Source organism: Sphingobium sp. HDIP04 (assembly GCF_000445085.1).
GTDB classification, from domain to species: Bacteria; Pseudomonadota; Alphaproteobacteria; order Sphingomonadales; family Sphingomonadaceae; genus Sphingobium; species Sphingobium indicum.
Genome location: NZ_ATDO01000104.1, coordinates 1 through 13,998, shown reverse-complemented (window position 1 = coordinate 13,998; position 13,998 = coordinate 1). Strand labels below are relative to the sequence as shown.

Sequence of the window (13,998 nt, the reverse complement as noted above, 5' to 3'; positions counted from 1 at the left end):
GCGGCGTCGGCGTCGATGATGTCGAGGGATGCCACGGCATCGACCGCCGCGGCGACATCGCCGCCAGCCCGGGCCGCCTGGCTGATCGCTTCCAGAACCCTGGCGATGCGTAACATCCGTTCGCGGCCCTCGCGGCCGGAAACGGCCACGCGCTGTTCGAGCCGTTTGCGGGCGCGCAGATGGGCCCGCCCCACGAGCGCAATGAACATATCGATCGCCGCATCGGTCAGTGTCGCCTCCAGCTCGCGCAGCGTCGCGAGCAGCACGACCCGCCTGCGGGCCGGGCGCATTTGCTGGAAAGCCTGTGCCGTGTAGCGCACACCCTCCCGGGCGAATTGCCCCAGGCGCGGTTCGTGGCGAACATCAGGGGAGAAAGCCGATATGCCCGTCCCACGAATCAGCGTGATCTTTTCGACGATTTCCAAAAGCGAAGCGGATGCGACACGCGGTTCTGGCTCGCGCAGCCAGGACAGACGGCTCTGCCGGTCATGCACCTTGTCATCGATCAGCGCGTCGAGTTGCTGACGCATCTCATGGCCAAGGCCGCCATCGATCGCGGCCACGAGATCCGTTTCCGCCTGATGTATCGCCTCGGCCGCCATGCGCTCCACGACGCTGACACCCGGGATCACGATCCGACGCGCGCGCATCTCATCCAGAAGCCGGCCGAGCAGCGCGCGTCCGTCGATGATGCTCGCCGCCTCGTTTGTCAGCCATGTCCGCAATTCCACGCGGTGCGGGCGGCTCAGATCGCTGAAGCCGAAGCGCGTCTTGATCGCGGCGAGCTGATCGTAGCGCGTGGGCGTGCGTCTGGCGAAATCAGCTATGACCTTTGCATCCACCCCGACCTGCTCGGCAATATGGTCGAGCATGACCGCAGGCAGCAGTTCCCCGTGGCGCAGATGCCGGCCCGGGTAGCGCAGGCAACAAAGCTGCAGGGCGTAGCCGAGTCGGGTGGCGGGCGTGCGCGCGGTGTCGATCGCGGTCATGTCCTCACCTGACAGACTATAGTGCTTCACGATCGCCGCCTCGTCGTCGGGCAACATCAGCAGGGCAGCGCGCTGCCGCGTCGTCATCGGAATCCGTCCGGGCATCTTTGAACCTCCAAAAACCACTTGCCTTTCGGCATGATTCTGAAAGAGGATTGTGAAAGACAAGAGGCCGCAGGAATCCGTTCATGCCGCACTGGCCTCCGGATACGGCCGTTTGTGAAAGGCAGGATTTGACCAGGGCACCCTATCTGATCGGCTATGCGCGGGTGTCGAAGGGTGACGAGCAGTCGAACGCCGCCCAGCGCCGCGCCCTCGACGCGGCTGGGTGCAGGCGCGTGTTCGAGGAAATTGCCAGTGGCGGGCGCTGGGACCGGCCAAAGCTCCTGGAGATGATCGGCCAGTTACGCGACAGTGACGTCGTCGTCGTCTGGAAACTCGACCGGCTATCGCGCAGCCTCAAGGATCTGCTGCACATTATGGAGCGGATCGAGGCGGCGGGCGCGGGCTTCCGCTCGCTGACCGAGGCGATTGACACCACCACGGCCGCAGGTCGCATGATGATGCAGATGGTCGGGAGCTTCGCCGAGTTCGAGCGCGCCATGATCCGCGAGCGCACCTCCGCCGGCCTCGCCCAGGCGCGTGCCGAAGGGCGGATCGGCGGACGCCGGCGCAAACTCGGCGAAAAGCAACGGCGCGAGATCGCGGAGTCCGTCATCTCCGGACGAAAATCCGGCGCCGAGATGGCGCGGCTCTATCATGTCAGCGAGCCGACCGTTTCGCGCATCGTCGCCGCGCACCGACAGACTATGGAGCTACCGGCATGAAACGCGGCCACGACCTGACCGGGCTGATGAAGTTCGCGACACGGCCCGAGTGGGCCGACGACCTGCATGACGCGCTCGACGATCATCTGGGGCCGGTTCTCACGCAGTTCGACATCGATTCCGACGAACTGCCCGGCATCATCGGGGATCACTGGGCCATGACCTTGTGGGGCTGCGCGTTCGAGGACCTGGTGACCCGCGTCTTCGAGCCCGATGGCCGCAACATCGTGGACGAATATCTCAAGCGCCGCGGATGGAACGAGGCCGGCCCCAACAAGCTCTACATGCGCGCGCTGAAGACCTCCGTCATGAGCGTCTATGAAGTCAGCGCGATCGAGCCCGGCGTCGGCTTCCTCGCGCGAGATCTGATCCGGGGCGGTGATCCCGTCCAGGTCCGCGAGCGCACCGCGTCCAGGACGCTGGGCCCGTGGGATCGGATCGGCGTGCGCATCATTCCGGTGAGCGGGCATAGGATCCTGGCAGGCGGCCTGCTGTCCTTTACAGCGGAAGCCACCAGCGCCCTTCTCGAGGCATTGCGCCTGGGACAGGGCAAGCGCGGCCCGCGCGCGAAACTAGTGATCGACGATGATCAACTGCGCGACCTGGCGCCGCTCATCTCGATGGTCTGGCTGTTCGACATCTTGCCCAGGATGCTCGAGCCTGTCGCCATCCCCACGCTGCATAACGCCGATGGCGAGGAGGTTGTTTTCCACCGTGTCCGTTTTCCGTTCACGCGGGGGACGACGCAGGCACTCATCGGCGACCGCCTCGATACCGTGCCCGCCCTGCAGCGGGAAACGTCACATTTCTGGAACTGGCTCGGCACCAGAACAAAACAGGGCAAGAAAGGCACCGGCCAGATGGCGTGGGGTGTGTCAATGGAAGACGGCACGCCGGTGCTTGGGAATCTGGAACTCAAGGGCCGCGCTCTGATCCTCTCCGTCACCTCGGCCGAACGTGCAGAACGCGGCGTTGCACTCGTCACCCAGGCGCTCGGCGCCCTGGTGGGAACACCTTTGACCGAGATCGAGACGATCGAACAGGCGATGGCTGCGCGTCAGGAAGGACGAACCGTGTCGGAGCCGGCACCGGACATCCCGGTCGAGGTCGCCACCCCGCTTGTCCACGGCATGCTCGATCGTCAATACCGGACACTCCTCGATGAGCCTGTCCCGATGCTCGGCGACAAAACGCCGCGACAATGCGCCGGCAGCAAGGCCGGACGCGACCAACTCGCCACGTGGCTAAAACATCTCGAAAATCTCAGTGGGAGACACGCTGACATCGATGATCCGATGGCGACGTACGACTTCGGGTGGATATGGCAGGAACTCGGGATCGAAGAACTGCGCCGGTGACGGCTTGACCCCGCAACGATGAAGGACATGCTGGCCGCCTGATAGACACTGGAGCCGCCTTCACCAACGGTGCCTGCGGATTTGTATTGCGCACGGCTGCTCGCAGGTGCAGCATGAGGATGCCTTTCAGGCATCCTCTCCTAAAACTATGGCCGGCCGTTGTGCCGGCCTTTTTGTGTGGCCGCGACGGCTTACGTAGCGCAATCCCTGGCAGAGAAGCTGGCGCCGACGTCCCTCAAGCTCGCCTACCGTGAATCTGTGGCCGAATAATGCACAGGGGCCCTCTGGCCGATCCTGCAAGACGTTCACCAGCTCCGCGCGCTCTACGAGCGCCGCGCCGGCACCTTCCTGTCGAACGCCGGCGTCTTGCAGATATTCGGCGTCAACGATCACGACAGCGCCAAGCTCGTCTCCGATCTGCTCGGCCAGGAAACGGTCGTGTTCGAGAGCATGAGCCGCGCGATCGACGCGGAAGAGACCGGCATATCGTTCGGATCGCAGCATGTCGGCCGCCCCTTGCTCACGCCCGATGAGGTCCGCACGCTGCGCGAGGATTTGCAGCTCCTGTTCCTCGCGGGGCAACGGCCGATCGTCGCCGCCAAGCTACGCTATTTCGCCGATCGCGAGTTCGCGGGGAAGTTCGACAAGGTGTAGAGCGTTTAAACCGTCTCAAACACAAGGTATTTCGACCATGCCTAATGAACGATTTGAGGAATTTGCCGATCGATTCATGAAAAGCATCGGCGAGCCGGGCTGTGACCTACAAGCATTGGTCGATGAGCTGATAGAACTGCACGCTGTCGAGCGCGACGAATTTAACCGTGTCCGCCTGATAAGTATGCACATTGCGTTGACCAACATCGCTGCCGAAGGCTTGGCCAAGGCACAAGCCCCAGGCTCTCAGATCATCGGCTTTCTGGCCGATAACCTTTCGACTTACCATCTCATGCTCCGCCAGGAGAGTTTGGTTGACGGGCAGATCGACAAGGCCGTGCTTTTGCGCGTGACCGAACGCGAAATCACCGCTGGCCGCATGAAGGGCAACGATCCTCTCCGGGCATTTGCCGAAGGCGGCGAGTATATTCGCGACAATCCGATGGAGGGCCTTTTCCACGCTGATCCATCGGCCGACGACAAACCCGTCCTGAATTGAAGCGATAGCACCACGCGCCACAGGGCGCGAATGTATAGGCGTATACAAATATACAAGTTCGCCGTCTGTTCGGCCTGGGCGTTGTTTAGCGGACTTTCCGCGCCCTCCCCTGCCGGTTCTTAGCGTAGGATTCCGCCCTCTCCCGCAACGATGATCGGGCCAGGTTCGCGAAATCGTTGTCTGGCGCACAAATCTTGAAGCTCGCCGCGCCGATCGCGGCCGCTCGGACCCGATGTTGCCGTTTTTCAGCCCTAGCGTCCATAAAACGCACTTCCGTGTCGTCGCGCGCGATCGTGCGAGGATCTAGCTTCCAAAAAATCGGCCGCCTAGGAAGCCCGTAGAGCGGCATCGGGCGCTCGACCTCTCCAACCCTGCCGAACGCTCAGAATGACGCCCAGCGGCCCGGAAATCGCCCCTGCCGCGACGTTTCCGCCTCCCCTGCCCTCTCGGCTTGATCGCTGCCCTATCCGCCTGGCTTTTCTGGAAAGCCAATTGCGACGGTGCCGCTGGCGCTGTGGTCGCGGCAGGGGCGCAGCGTTTAAACGATCCCTAATCCAACAAAAAGCGTGCCGGCGAAGCCGGCTCATCATGGGGGATGCCGGGTGGGAGGATCGCAAAGCGATCCGGGGCGGCCGCAGGCCGCGAGCCGGCGGGGGCGAAGCCCCCAAGAGGCGGCGCTTTTCTTCCCTCTGACCGTGCTTCAAGCACTGCGCCAGTGAGTCGCGCTGCCTCTGTCCCGATTTCCGGGACAGGTTGTCCGATCTGGCGGGATGCTGGTGGGTGAAACCACGTCGCGGCAAAAGTTATCCACAGGGCGGCCTAGTGTTAATATATGGGTTAAAGAGTCGTGTTACGGGATTTTGGCGTCTCCGTAAGATACTGAATATAATAGTGAAATCGGCCATTTTTTGGCCTTGGGCGTCAACGGAACCCCGAATCCGGTGACTCCAGAACCCCGAATCTGCGTCAACGAAACCCCGAATCGTCGGCGAGCGTCAATGAAACCCCGAACTTTTTCGTTGCGTCAATGAAACCCCGAATCTACGGTGGCCGTCAATGAAACCCCGAATCGAGCCTGACCGTCAACGAAACCCCGAACTTCCGCTTGCCGTCAACGAAACCCCGAACGGCGCGGAGGGTCGCCCTCCCCTGTTGCCGGTTCGCTATCCCGATCCCGATCTGTTCATTTGCGATGTTCTCGACGCCATCCCCAAGGATGACATGGCCTCGATGGAGCATCCGATTTTCTCGCTCGCGACCAAGCCCGATCGGCGCGTGTTCCGCTACGAGCATAACGGCAACAAGCTCGAAATCGTCCCCAGCGTCAAAGGGCTGGCGACGATCCACGACAAGGATATTCTGATCTACTGCATCTCCCAGCTCATCGGGAAGATGAACCAGGGCGAGCGGCCGAGCCGCACCTTGCACCTCACGGCGCGCGATCTGCTAGTGTGGACCAACCGGCAAACCGATGGCGACGGCTATGACCGACTGCGGAGCGCGTTCGAGCGCCTGTCGGGGACGCGGATCACCACGAACATCAAGGCCGATGGCGAGGAAATCACCGAAGGGTTCGGCCTCATCAACGAATGGCGGATCGTGCGGCAAACCCGCTCCGGCCAAATGTCGGAAATCAAGGTCACGCTCTCCGATTGGCTGTTCAAGATGGTCGAGGGGCGCAGTGTCCTGACGCTGCACCGCGACTATTTCCGTCTCCGCAAGCCGCTCGAACGGCGCATCTACGAGCTGGCGCGCAAGCATTGCGGCGCGCAGGAAAAATGGTCGATCTCGGTCGAAACGCTACAGAAAAAGACTGGCGCGAGTAGCCATCTGCGCGTGTTCCGCTCGATGCTGCGCGATCTCGTCGCGCACGATCATCTGCCCGACTATGCCGTGGAAATGAACGGCGATACGGTCACGTTCCGCAATCGCGAGGCGCTGGATACGGTCGAGGCGATCGAGGCGGAACCCGAACGGCCCTATATCGACCCCGAAGGCTTCCACGACGCCAAGAGCGTTGCGCCTGGCTATGACGTGTATGCGCTCTATGACCAATGGGTGTCATGGTGGATCGACAGCGGACGGCCGGAACTGAAAAGCCCCCGCGCCGCCTTCATCGGCTTCTGCCGCAACAAGCACAAGACCGCCCCCTTGCGCTAGTATAGGCGTATACAGCTATACACCTATACTAGCTGGTGATGCGCCCCCTCCCCTTCTTCACGAACAGGTCGTCCAGCGCCTCGCCTAGCAGGCTTTGAACGGTCGTCCCTTCCTCGGCCGCGATAATACGAAGCTGTGTGCTGACCTCCGGGGGGAAATGCCCGCCAATCAACTTGGTCCCCTGTCGGCCGCTCGGCGGGGCCTTGCGGGACACGTCTACCGGCTCGATCGCCGGCGCTGGTGCCGGGGCCGCGTCTCCGTCCGCCTTGGCGCGGTTCAGCACCGCTTGCAGACTGTTTCCGCCCTTCGCCATCACGCCGCCTCCGCTTCATTGTATAGGCGTATAGTTGTATACTCGTATAGCCGGTGGATTTCGTCGGCCGCTGGTCCGTGCGGCTCGAACTCCTGCACGGCCTGGCCTGCGGCTTGGGCGCGGAAAAAGGCTTTGCGGTTGCCGATCGTCACCGGGCAAACCGTCGCGCCCAGCTCCGCCACGGCCTGAATCGCATCGCCGGTTTCCTGACCTTGTGGGGGCACGAAGGTAAGGACCACGGCAAAGGCGCGGTCGAGCTGGCGCACAACGTCGAGCGTGTGCGTCATGCTCATGGTGTCGAATACGGCCGTCTTGGTCGGGATCAGGATGAAATCGGCTTGGCGCGCTGCCTCATAGGCCACGTCGCGCGCGACCGCCGCCCCGTCGATCACGACAAGATCGGTGCCGGCATCCTCGCAGGCTTTGAGCATGGCGGGCAGGCGCACCGGCTGAATCGACGCCACGGCGGGCGTGTCGAGCTGGCGCACGTCTTTCCAGAACGAGGCCGTCGCCTGCGGGTCCAGGTCGATGATCGCAGCGACCTTGCCGGCCTGCTCGGCCGCGACCGCCAGACAGGTGGCGAGCGTCGTTTTCCCGACGCCCCCTTTCTGTGAGAGAATGGCGAGAACCTTCATGCTACACTCCTACACGTATAGTCCTATACTTGTATACGCGGTGAACCGAGAGGGAAAGCCCTATCGTCGCTGAAATGACGATAGGGCGGCGCTGAATCTGAACTGACGAAAGCGCGGCGCATCATTCCTCCGGCTCGGCCTCGTCATCGTCCAGCGGCTCATGCTGCATCTGGCCGTGATCCTCGATCGGGCAAAGCGGCGCTCCGGCCAGCTCCAACCATTTGCGCGCGGTCCTGACGGTATAGCCGCACGTCGCGCACTCGCATTTGAGCATCCGGGTTTTCTGCTTCTTCGGCGCGGTCGACTCCCCATCGGTGTCGAGACGGGCATGGGGGAGGGGGCCAACGGCGTCCAAGATCGGCGCGACGGCCGCAAGAAACGCCTCGCCGGGGGTGGTGGCGCGCATCGGCCCGACGAGCCCCAGCCCCAGCGCGATCCGTTTAAACGCTTTCCCATGCCCTGCCGGGATGCCGACGGCGGCATGGACCAGCTCATGCGCGAGGATGGCCGCGATCTGCGCCGGCATGGCGTCGGGCGCGTGCGCCAGGTCGGGCCGGATGAAGATTTCAAAATGGCCGTCCGCGCTCAAGCGATTATCCCAGCACTCGCCGATCGCCTTGGCCTTCGCGCCTCTGCTGGTGAAGCCGATCGCCACGCGCACGCGGTCGGGCAGGGGGGCGTCCAGCGCCTCGAACAGCGGAGCCATGCCCTGCGCCACCGCATTGAGCCAGCTTTCACGGGTTTGGTGGGTCATCGTCCTTACTCCCTTCAAATCGCCTGTCCGGCGATGGCCATGCCATCGGCCGGAACACGGACGCCCAAGAACGCCGGCGGGAGAGGGGGGCAGCGGGATTCGATGGGGGTGGAGCGGCCGCAGCGCAGCGAGGCACGGCCCCGTCTAATCCCGTTGCGGGGGAGAGAAGGCCGGGACCGGCTTTCCCCCACAAGGCAGACGACGCGCCGGCGAACGCCGGCACCTTGGCTAGCGAGATCCGCTTGCGATCTCGCCCCCGCCATGTGGGTCGTCACCTTGGGCCAAGACCGCTTGCGGGCTTGGGGAGCGCAGCGAGTAGGGCCACGGTGCCGCGCAGCGGCAGGCGCAAATCCCAGCCTCCGAACGCCCAAGGCGAAGGAGCTTGAATTAATGTCTCCGTTTTGATACACCCAGCCTCATGAAGCCGGTAGAGTGGTTGGGAAGTAGCAAGGCCGATGTTCGCGCCTTCCCCGAAGATGCGCGAACAGATGCCGGTTGGCAGCTTGAGCTTGTCCAACGCGGCGACGATCCCGACGACTGGAAGCCCATGAAAACCGTGGGGCAAGGCGTTCGGGAAATTCGCATCCGGGAAGCGTCGGGCGCGTTCCGGGTGATCTATCTGGCGACGTTGGAAGACCGGGTTCTGGTGCTTCATGCGTTCCAGAAAAAGACGCAGGCAACGGCAAAGAAAGACCTCGAACTCGCGGCGCAAAGGTTGAAACGATGGAAGGCGGAGCAATGACATCGGAAATCTATGAGAACGTGTGGGACGCGCTCGCTGATACCGAGCAGGAGGCCGCGAACCTGAAACTGCGCTCGTCCTTGCTGTATGAAATCCGCAAGGTGGTGCAGGGCTGGAATGTCTCACAGGACGAAGCGGGCAAGCGGCTTGGGCTGACACGGCCCCGGACCAATGATCTGCTGCGCGGCAAGCTGGCCAAGTTCTCCCTGGATGCGCTCGTCAACATTGCAGCGTCGGCCCATCTGCACGTCGAGTTGACGCTGAAAGAAGCGGCCTGAGCGACGGGCAAAATGGCAGGCCATCGCCCGTTTCGCGATCTTGTGGCTGATCGCATGAAGGATTGGAGTCCAGAGCGCCGCGCCCAGTATGAGGCGCGCAAGGCGCAGTTCGAGGCCGAAATGGCGGCGACGGCCGAGCTGACCGGCCAAGCCGCGACGCGCGCGGCGATCGAGGAACTGGAAGCGGGGAAGGGGGCACGCTTCCCCAGCGTCGATGCGCTTATGACGGATTTGCATGATGGCGATTGATCGGCCGCGCAAAGGGGAAACGGCTGCGGAGTTTTTCAGGCGGCGTTCCAAAGGCTCCACATTGGATGGTCTTGACCGCATCTTGGCCAAGGTGCCCGATCGGCCTCCCGAACCCGGCGACGAATTGCCCGAAGGCTGGACGCCCGATCGGCTCCGGGACAACCGGCTATGAGGGCGATTTTCATCCGCCACGGCCAAAGCACCGGCAACGCCGGCGTGCCCTGCGATGATCTCGGCGCGATCGAGCTGACGGAGCTGGGCCAGGAACAGGCGCGCGAAGTCGCGGCGAGCTGGACGCAAGCGCCCGCGCTCATCGTCACGTCGCCCTATACGCGCACCCGGCAGACGGCCGCGCCGACGATCGCGCGCTTTCCCGGCGTGCCGGTCGAAGTGTGGCCGATCGAAGAGTTCACCTATCTGCAACCGGCGCGCTGGAACGGCACGCGCAGCGCGGAGCGGATGCCGCACCTCGAACGCTATTGGAGCGCGGCCGATCCTGATTATTGCGACGGGGAAGGGGCGGAGAGCTTCGCCACCCTGCTACGGCGCTGCGAGGCCGCGCTGGCGCGGCTCGCCGCCATGCCGGCTGCATCGCTGGTCTATGTGTTCGGGCATGGGCAGTTCATCCAGGCCGCGCGCGCGATCGTCGCTGACGCCCATCTGGACGAACGGGCCAAGATGCGGGCGTTCTGGCGCAAGGGCGAGCCGCCCGCGATCGCCAACGCGCAGCGGGTAGGATTTCATTGGGAAGGTGGCCGCTGGTCCTGTGCGCCGGCGCTGGCCGGCACGGCCTAAAACTGCGCGGAAAGCCGGGGCCACAAAGCCTGAAAATCTGCTTGCAGCGTCGCCCAGCTCGCGGAGTCCAGAAACTCGCCCTGGTCGTTATCTTCAAGCCGGTGATATTGCATGACGGCCGCCTCGGCTTCGGCCTGGTGCGCCGCAAGCCATGCCTCCATCTCGCGCACGATCTCATGCTGTTCCGGCCTCAACAGCTTCGGATTGACGTAGGTTCGCACAACGAAATTCGTCGGGGTGGGGTAAAAGACGGTGTGATTCCGCATACAATATTTGTTGAAGGTCACATGGCCGCCTGAATTGTCGATCTTTGGTTCGGCCTGGAAGCGACCGAGTAGCAGGCCGCCGGCGAACGGTATGGCGAGCGGCGATCCGTTCGCCGGCTCTGTTGCAAAAATCGTGAAGCTTGAGCATGCTTGGCGGAGATTGGACGGACGGAACGATGACGGATTTCAAGTGGCGCCATTTCCAGGGTGATGTGATCCTGTGGGCGGTGCGCTGGTATTGTCGCTATCCGATCAGCTATCGCGACCTTGAGGAAATGCTGGCGGAACGCGGCATTTCGGTCGACCATACGACGATCTATCGCTGGGTCCAGTGCTACGCCCCGGAGATGGAGAAGCGGCTGCGCTGGTTCTGGCGGCGTGGCTTTGATCCGAGCTGGCGCCTGGATGAAACCTACGTCAAGGTGCGGGGCAAGTGGACCTACCTGTACCGGGCAGTCGACAAGCGGGGCGACACGATCGATTTCTACCTGTCGCCGACCCGCAGCGCCAAGGCAGCGAAGCGGTTCCTGGGCAAGGCCCTGCGAGGCCTGAAGCACTGGGAAAAGCCTGCCACGCTCAATACCGACAAAGCGCCGAGCTATGGTGCAGCGATCACCGAATTGAAGCGCGAAGGAAAGCTGGACCGGGAGACGGCCCACCGGCAGGTGAAGTATCTCAATAACGTGATCGAGGCCGATCACGGAAAGCTCAAGATACTGATCAAGCCGGTGCGCGGTTTCAAATCGATCCCCACGGCCTATGCCACGATCAAGGGATTCGAAGTCATGCGAGCCCTGCGCAAAGGACAGGCTCGCCCCTGGTGCCTGCAGCCCGGCATCAGGGGCGAGGTGCGCCTTGTGGAGAGAGCTTTTGGCATTGGGCCCTCGGCGCTGACGGAGGCCATGGGCATGCTCAACCACCATTTCGCAGCAGCCGCCTGATCGGCGCAGAGCGACAGCCTACCTCTGACTGCCGCCAATCTTTGCAACAGAGCCAAACCTCCTTCCCGTCGTTCAGCGCCTCGACGCCGAGCACCGCGCCATCCCCGTCGGTAACCAGGCGGACAACCTGGTGGCTGGTGAGCAGGGGAATGCCATAAGCGTCGATGCGCGCCTTGATCTGGCGCATCAACTCCGCGCCGAATCCTGGCGACCCATCAGGCTTGATGGGTCCGAGGCACCGTCCGCGAGGCACCTTATTGTTGCCGTCGAGCACGCCATAGTCAGGCAGATCGGTTCCCTGGCCGTCGGGAAGGACATGAAAGCGGCCTATCTCGGCTGCCTTGATTTCCCGCAACATGTCCGTCATCGGCGACGCGTTGTCGTAAAACGCCTCAAGCAGTTTGTAGACATCCTCACCCAGGCCGAGCGTCGGTGAATTGCTGTCGAAAAGATGCGGATATGAATAGGCAGCGCAATAAGCCAGGAGCGAAGCCTTTGGATCCTCGATCCCCCGCTCCTTCAGCCTGAAATTATTGGGCACCCAGAAAGCCCCACCGGATTTCGCGGACGTACCGCCATATACCGGCGCTTTTTCCAGCATGAGGACCTTCGCGCCGTCCTTGGCAGCCGCAAGTGCGGCAACCGAGGCGGCCGCGCCGCTGCCGACCACGACTATATCCGCGATTTGGGTCCACTGCCGGCCCACCGCGGCAACAGCCGGAGCAGATGCCGCAGCACCCAGGGTGGAAACCGCCAGCCCCGCGCCGCCGGCCTGGATGAAAGCGCGGCGAGATAACCGCGATCGCTCTGCCGATTGCTTCAAGAATGCCCTCCACCGGTCGAACGACCCAAAGCCGCCGACCGTCTCTCCTGCGTCGAAGTCAATGCTCCGCCCTTCTTTTACCGAAGCGAGATCACGTCGCACCTCGATACAAGGAAAGGATAGATTACCAAATGGTCACATGTCAACCGCGCCTGATCTCCGCATCGGCAAGCACGAGAAGGCAAATGGGGCCATCCCGAAACATCTTTCGATGGGCGGCGCTCATGCTTCTAACGGACCAGGCGGGCGAAATTGCAAGCCCGATCGGCAATGCTGAATGGGGGGCCACCATTCGGCGCCAGGTGCCCCGGCGTGACTCATCTCCAATCGCGAGTCGCGTTGTGTTTGAGTTCTCCATCCATATAAAATTGGGCATCCACACGACAAGCGTCATGTGAATGCCCAACTAATCACTTGTATATATAAGATTATGCGCCGGACGGTGCGAAATGAATGCCGGGCGGTGCGAAATGAATGCCGGCCAGCGGGGTGAAATAGTTCATGCATCCGTTGAGCTTAGAGAACTTCCACACCCCGTCACGGCGCTCATACTCATTCGTGTAGACCGCAGCGATAAGAATCGACTGATTACCTTCGACGAGATTTCCAAGGCAAAGGACGTCGCCAATACCATTTACCTTGTCCGCGCTCACAAATTCCAAGCGCAGATTGGTTCCATAATGAATAGTTTCGTGATACATTGGCCAGATTACGTTATTGGCCAAATCGAGGGCGCCTTCCGGGCCCTTGTAGGTGCCGATTCCCTCAATGGTCCACTCTGCATCATCCCACCAAATAGAAGCGAGACGGCCCTCTTGGCGCTTGTCTACGCCAATGAGCTGGTCAGAGTAGAGGTCCTGAATCGCGGCCCGGCTTGCAAGTCTGTCTAGATCACTCATTTTGTATCTCCCAGTTGAATATAATCCCGTAATCTTAGCAGGATCGAGGGCATCAAGGATTTAGGCCGCAGAAGACCAGCCGCCATCGATGAACAGTTCCGTTCCAGTAACGTATTTAGCTTCGTCTGACAGAAGATATAGCGCCCCATAAGCGATATCGTTCGGCTCGCCAAGATCGCCCATCGGGATCTGCGCTTTGTACCATTCAACCTGCTCGGGCGTGACGTTCGCCTGTATCGGCGTCTTCACGCCACCGGGAACGATGGTGTTCACCCGCACCCCTTGCCCGACATATTCCAGCGCAGCCACCTTGGTCATCGCGCGTACCGCAGACTTGGTCGCCGCATAGCTGATCAAGCCAGGCTCACAGATGACGCTGACGAGCGAACTGATGTTTAGGATCGCACCATTTCCCGACTTCGCAATTTCCGGCGCAACGATCTTCAAACCCAGGAAAAGCGCAGTCTGGTTGACCGCGATCATCTTGCTCCAGCCTTCGAGCGTCTCGTCCTGGATCATCGCGCCGTGGATGATGCCCGCGGTGTTGTAAAGCGTCGTGAGCTTCCCAAAGGCCCCAACCGCCGCCTCGACAGCCCCCGCCCAGCTCGCAGCATCGGTGATATCCAGCCGCACGATAGGGCCTCGCCCCCGCTTTCCTGAATCTCGGCCACGACCTTGTTGCCCATTTCGACATTCAGATCGGCGACGACGACCTTGGCGCCCTCCTTGGCAAAAAGCCGAGCCTGCGCTGCACCCAGGCCGCTCGCCGCGCCCGTTACGAGCGCGACTTTTCCTGCCATTCTGTTGCTCATCCTG

At 62.2% G+C, this 13,998-nt stretch carries 17 protein-coding genes and 2 pseudogenes; 11 read left to right on the top strand and 8 right to left on the bottom strand.

The genetic code is table 11. The features are described 5' to 3' along the window. The coding region (locus L286_RS38745) for a DUF4158 domain-containing protein (RefSeq protein WP_021223638.1) at positions 1-1,076 on the bottom strand (1,076 nt) is incomplete at its 3' end. Positions 1,077-1,177: 101 nt separating this feature from the next. Between L286_RS38745 and L286_RS38740 the strand changes: the two genes are divergently transcribed. The 5 genes and pseudogenes from L286_RS38740 (at position 1,178) to L286_RS38720 (ending at position 6,487) form a co-directional block, all read left to right on the top strand. Then, on the top strand, positions 1,178-1,816 hold the full coding sequence (locus L286_RS38740) for a recombinase family protein (protein WP_007686142.1): 639 nt from the start codon (positions 1,178-1,180) through the stop codon (positions 1,814-1,816). Then, on the top strand, positions 1,813-3,174 hold the full coding sequence (locus L286_RS38735; protein WP_007683476.1) for a hypothetical protein: 1,362 nt from the start codon (positions 1,813-1,815) through the stop codon (positions 3,172-3,174). The genes L286_RS38740 and L286_RS38735 overlap by 4 nt, the downstream gene beginning before the upstream one ends. Before the next feature lie 282 nt (positions 3,175-3,456). Beyond that, positions 3,457-3,828, top strand: a pseudogene (locus L286_RS38730) (type IV secretory system conjugative DNA transfer family protein); the annotation flags it as partial. A gap of 37 nt (positions 3,829-3,865) precedes the next feature. Next, positions 3,866-4,327, top strand: coding sequence for a hypothetical protein (locus L286_RS0124755; RefSeq protein WP_013038681.1), 462 nt, complete (start codon positions 3,866-3,868; stop codon positions 4,325-4,327). A gap of 1,056 nt (positions 4,328-5,383) precedes the next feature. Then, entirely contained in the window at positions 5,384-6,487 is a 1,104-nt protein-coding gene (locus L286_RS38720; RefSeq protein ID WP_004213366.1) for a replication initiator protein A, read from the top strand. A 28-nt stretch (positions 6,488-6,515) separates the two neighbouring features. On the opposite strand, the gene L286_RS38715 is transcribed toward L286_RS38720, so the two are convergent. From L286_RS38715 to L286_RS38705, 3 genes are all read right to left on the bottom strand, one after another. Then, on the bottom strand, positions 6,516-6,800 hold the full coding sequence (locus L286_RS38715; RefSeq protein ID WP_013038654.1) for a ribbon-helix-helix domain-containing protein: 285 nt from the start codon (positions 6,798-6,800) through the stop codon (positions 6,516-6,518). Beyond that, positions 6,800-7,435 carry a nucleotide-binding protein gene (locus L286_RS38710; RefSeq protein ID WP_004213364.1) on the bottom strand — a complete coding sequence of 212 codons (636 nt, stop codon included), beginning with the start codon at positions 7,433-7,435 and terminating at the stop codon, positions 6,800-6,802. The genes L286_RS38715 and L286_RS38710 overlap by 1 nt, the downstream gene beginning before the upstream one ends. 121 nt (positions 7,436-7,556) lie before the next feature. Continuing rightward, on the bottom strand, positions 7,557-8,189 hold the full coding sequence (locus tag L286_RS38705) for a transcription elongation protein SprT (protein ID WP_021223635.1): 633 nt from the start codon (positions 8,187-8,189) through the stop codon (positions 7,557-7,559). Between the two features lie 418 nt (positions 8,190-8,607). Between L286_RS38705 and L286_RS38700 the strand changes: the two genes are divergently transcribed. Genes L286_RS38700 through L286_RS38680 form a run of 5 tightly spaced genes read left to right on the top strand, consistent with a single transcriptional unit; the run spans position 8,608 to position 10,253 of the window. Further along, on the top strand, positions 8,608-8,931 hold the full coding sequence (locus L286_RS38700; protein WP_013038657.1) for a type II toxin-antitoxin system RelE/ParE family toxin: 324 nt from the start codon (positions 8,608-8,610) through the stop codon (positions 8,929-8,931). After that, complete coding sequence (locus tag L286_RS38695; protein ID WP_013038658.1) at positions 8,928-9,209, top strand: helix-turn-helix domain-containing protein; 282 nt, start codon at positions 8,928-8,930, stop codon at positions 9,207-9,209. The genes L286_RS38700 and L286_RS38695 overlap by 4 nt, the downstream gene beginning before the upstream one ends. A 54-nt stretch (positions 9,210-9,263) precedes the next feature. After that, positions 9,264-9,458, top strand: a complete 195-nt coding sequence (locus L286_RS38690; RefSeq protein ID WP_021223634.1) for a hypothetical protein — start codon at positions 9,264-9,266, stop codon at positions 9,456-9,458. Continuing rightward, positions 9,445-9,630: a hypothetical protein gene (locus tag L286_RS38685; RefSeq protein ID WP_020818094.1), complete on the top strand. Its 186-nt coding sequence runs from the start codon at positions 9,445-9,447 to the stop codon at positions 9,628-9,630. The genes L286_RS38690 and L286_RS38685 overlap by 14 nt, the downstream gene beginning before the upstream one ends. Further along, positions 9,627-10,253, top strand: coding sequence for a histidine phosphatase family protein (locus tag L286_RS38680; RefSeq protein ID WP_013038661.1), 627 nt, complete (start codon positions 9,627-9,629; stop codon positions 10,251-10,253). The genes L286_RS38685 and L286_RS38680 overlap by 4 nt, the downstream gene beginning before the upstream one ends. Here L286_RS38680 and L286_RS38675 read toward each other — a convergent pair. Then, entirely contained in the window at positions 10,250-10,540 is a 291-nt protein-coding gene (locus L286_RS38675) for a hypothetical protein (protein ID WP_015449382.1), read from the bottom strand. The genes L286_RS38680 and L286_RS38675 overlap by 4 nt on opposite strands. Positions 10,541-10,695: 155 nt before the next feature. Here L286_RS38675 and L286_RS38670 point away from each other — a divergent pair, with 155 nt between their 5' ends. Beyond that, on the top strand, positions 10,696-11,460 hold the full coding sequence (locus L286_RS38670; RefSeq protein WP_001389365.1) for an IS6-like element IS6100 family transposase: 765 nt from the start codon (positions 10,696-10,698) through the stop codon (positions 11,458-11,460). On the opposite strand, the gene L286_RS38665 is transcribed toward L286_RS38670, so the two are convergent. The 3 genes and pseudogenes from L286_RS38665 to L286_RS38655 all read right to left on the bottom strand — a co-directional run bounded on the left by L286_RS38665 (position 11,432) and on the right by L286_RS38655 (position 13,982). After that, a complete protein-coding gene (locus L286_RS38665; protein ID WP_238559319.1) occupies positions 11,432-12,283 on the bottom strand; it encodes an FAD-dependent oxidoreductase in 852 nt (283 codons plus the stop codon). The two genes, L286_RS38670 and L286_RS38665, sit on opposite strands and share 29 nt — an antisense overlap. Before the next feature lie 428 nt (positions 12,284-12,711). Next, positions 12,712-13,182 (bottom strand): hexachlorocyclohexane dehydrochlorinase, encoded by a 471-nt coding sequence (gene linA, locus L286_RS38660; RefSeq protein WP_021223632.1) that lies wholly within the window; start codon positions 13,180-13,182, stop codon positions 12,712-12,714. 60 nt (positions 13,183-13,242) lie between these two features. After that, a pseudogene (locus L286_RS38655) lies at positions 13,243-13,982 on the bottom strand (SDR family NAD(P)-dependent oxidoreductase). Between the last annotated feature and the right edge of the window lie 16 nt (positions 13,983-13,998).

What these genes read in the sequence shown, in the direction of transcription:
- L286_RS38670 (WP_001389365.1), top strand. Translation starts at nt 10,696, where the DNA reads ATGACGGATTTCAAGTGGCGCCATTTCCAGGGTGATGTGATCCTGTGG.
- L286_RS38710 (WP_004213364.1), bottom strand. Translation starts at nt 7,435, where the DNA reads ATGAAGGTTCTCGCCATTCTCTCACAGAAAGGGGGCGTCGGGAAAACG.
- L286_RS38720 (WP_004213366.1), top strand. Translation starts at nt 5,384, where the DNA reads ATGAAACCCCGAATCGAGCCTGACCGTCAACGAAACCCCGAACTTCCG.
- linA (WP_021223632.1), bottom strand. Translation starts at nt 13,182, where the DNA reads ATGAGTGATCTAGACAGACTTGCAAGCCGGGCCGCGATTCAGGACCTC.
- L286_RS38700 (WP_013038657.1), top strand. Translation starts at nt 8,608, where the DNA reads ATGAAGCCGGTAGAGTGGTTGGGAAGTAGCAAGGCCGATGTTCGCGCC.
- L286_RS0124755 (WP_013038681.1), top strand. Translation starts at nt 3,866, where the DNA reads ATGCCTAATGAACGATTTGAGGAATTTGCCGATCGATTCATGAAAAGC.
- L286_RS38740 (WP_007686142.1), top strand. Translation starts at nt 1,178, where the DNA reads ATGCCGCACTGGCCTCCGGATACGGCCGTTTGTGAAAGGCAGGATTTG.
- L286_RS38705 (WP_021223635.1), bottom strand. Translation starts at nt 8,189, where the DNA reads ATGACCCACCAAACCCGTGAAAGCTGGCTCAATGCGGTGGCGCAGGGC.
- L286_RS38680 (WP_013038661.1), top strand. Translation starts at nt 9,627, where the DNA reads ATGAGGGCGATTTTCATCCGCCACGGCCAAAGCACCGGCAACGCCGGC.
- L286_RS38695 (WP_013038658.1), top strand. Translation starts at nt 8,928, where the DNA reads ATGACATCGGAAATCTATGAGAACGTGTGGGACGCGCTCGCTGATACC.
- L286_RS38685 (WP_020818094.1), top strand. Translation starts at nt 9,445, where the DNA reads ATGATGGCGATTGATCGGCCGCGCAAAGGGGAAACGGCTGCGGAGTTT.
- L286_RS38735 (WP_007683476.1), top strand. Translation starts at nt 1,813, where the DNA reads ATGAAACGCGGCCACGACCTGACCGGGCTGATGAAGTTCGCGACACGG.
- L286_RS38715 (WP_013038654.1), bottom strand. Translation starts at nt 6,800, where the DNA reads ATGGCGAAGGGCGGAAACAGTCTGCAAGCGGTGCTGAACCGCGCCAAG.
- L286_RS38690 (WP_021223634.1), top strand. Translation starts at nt 9,264, where the DNA reads ATGAAGGATTGGAGTCCAGAGCGCCGCGCCCAGTATGAGGCGCGCAAG.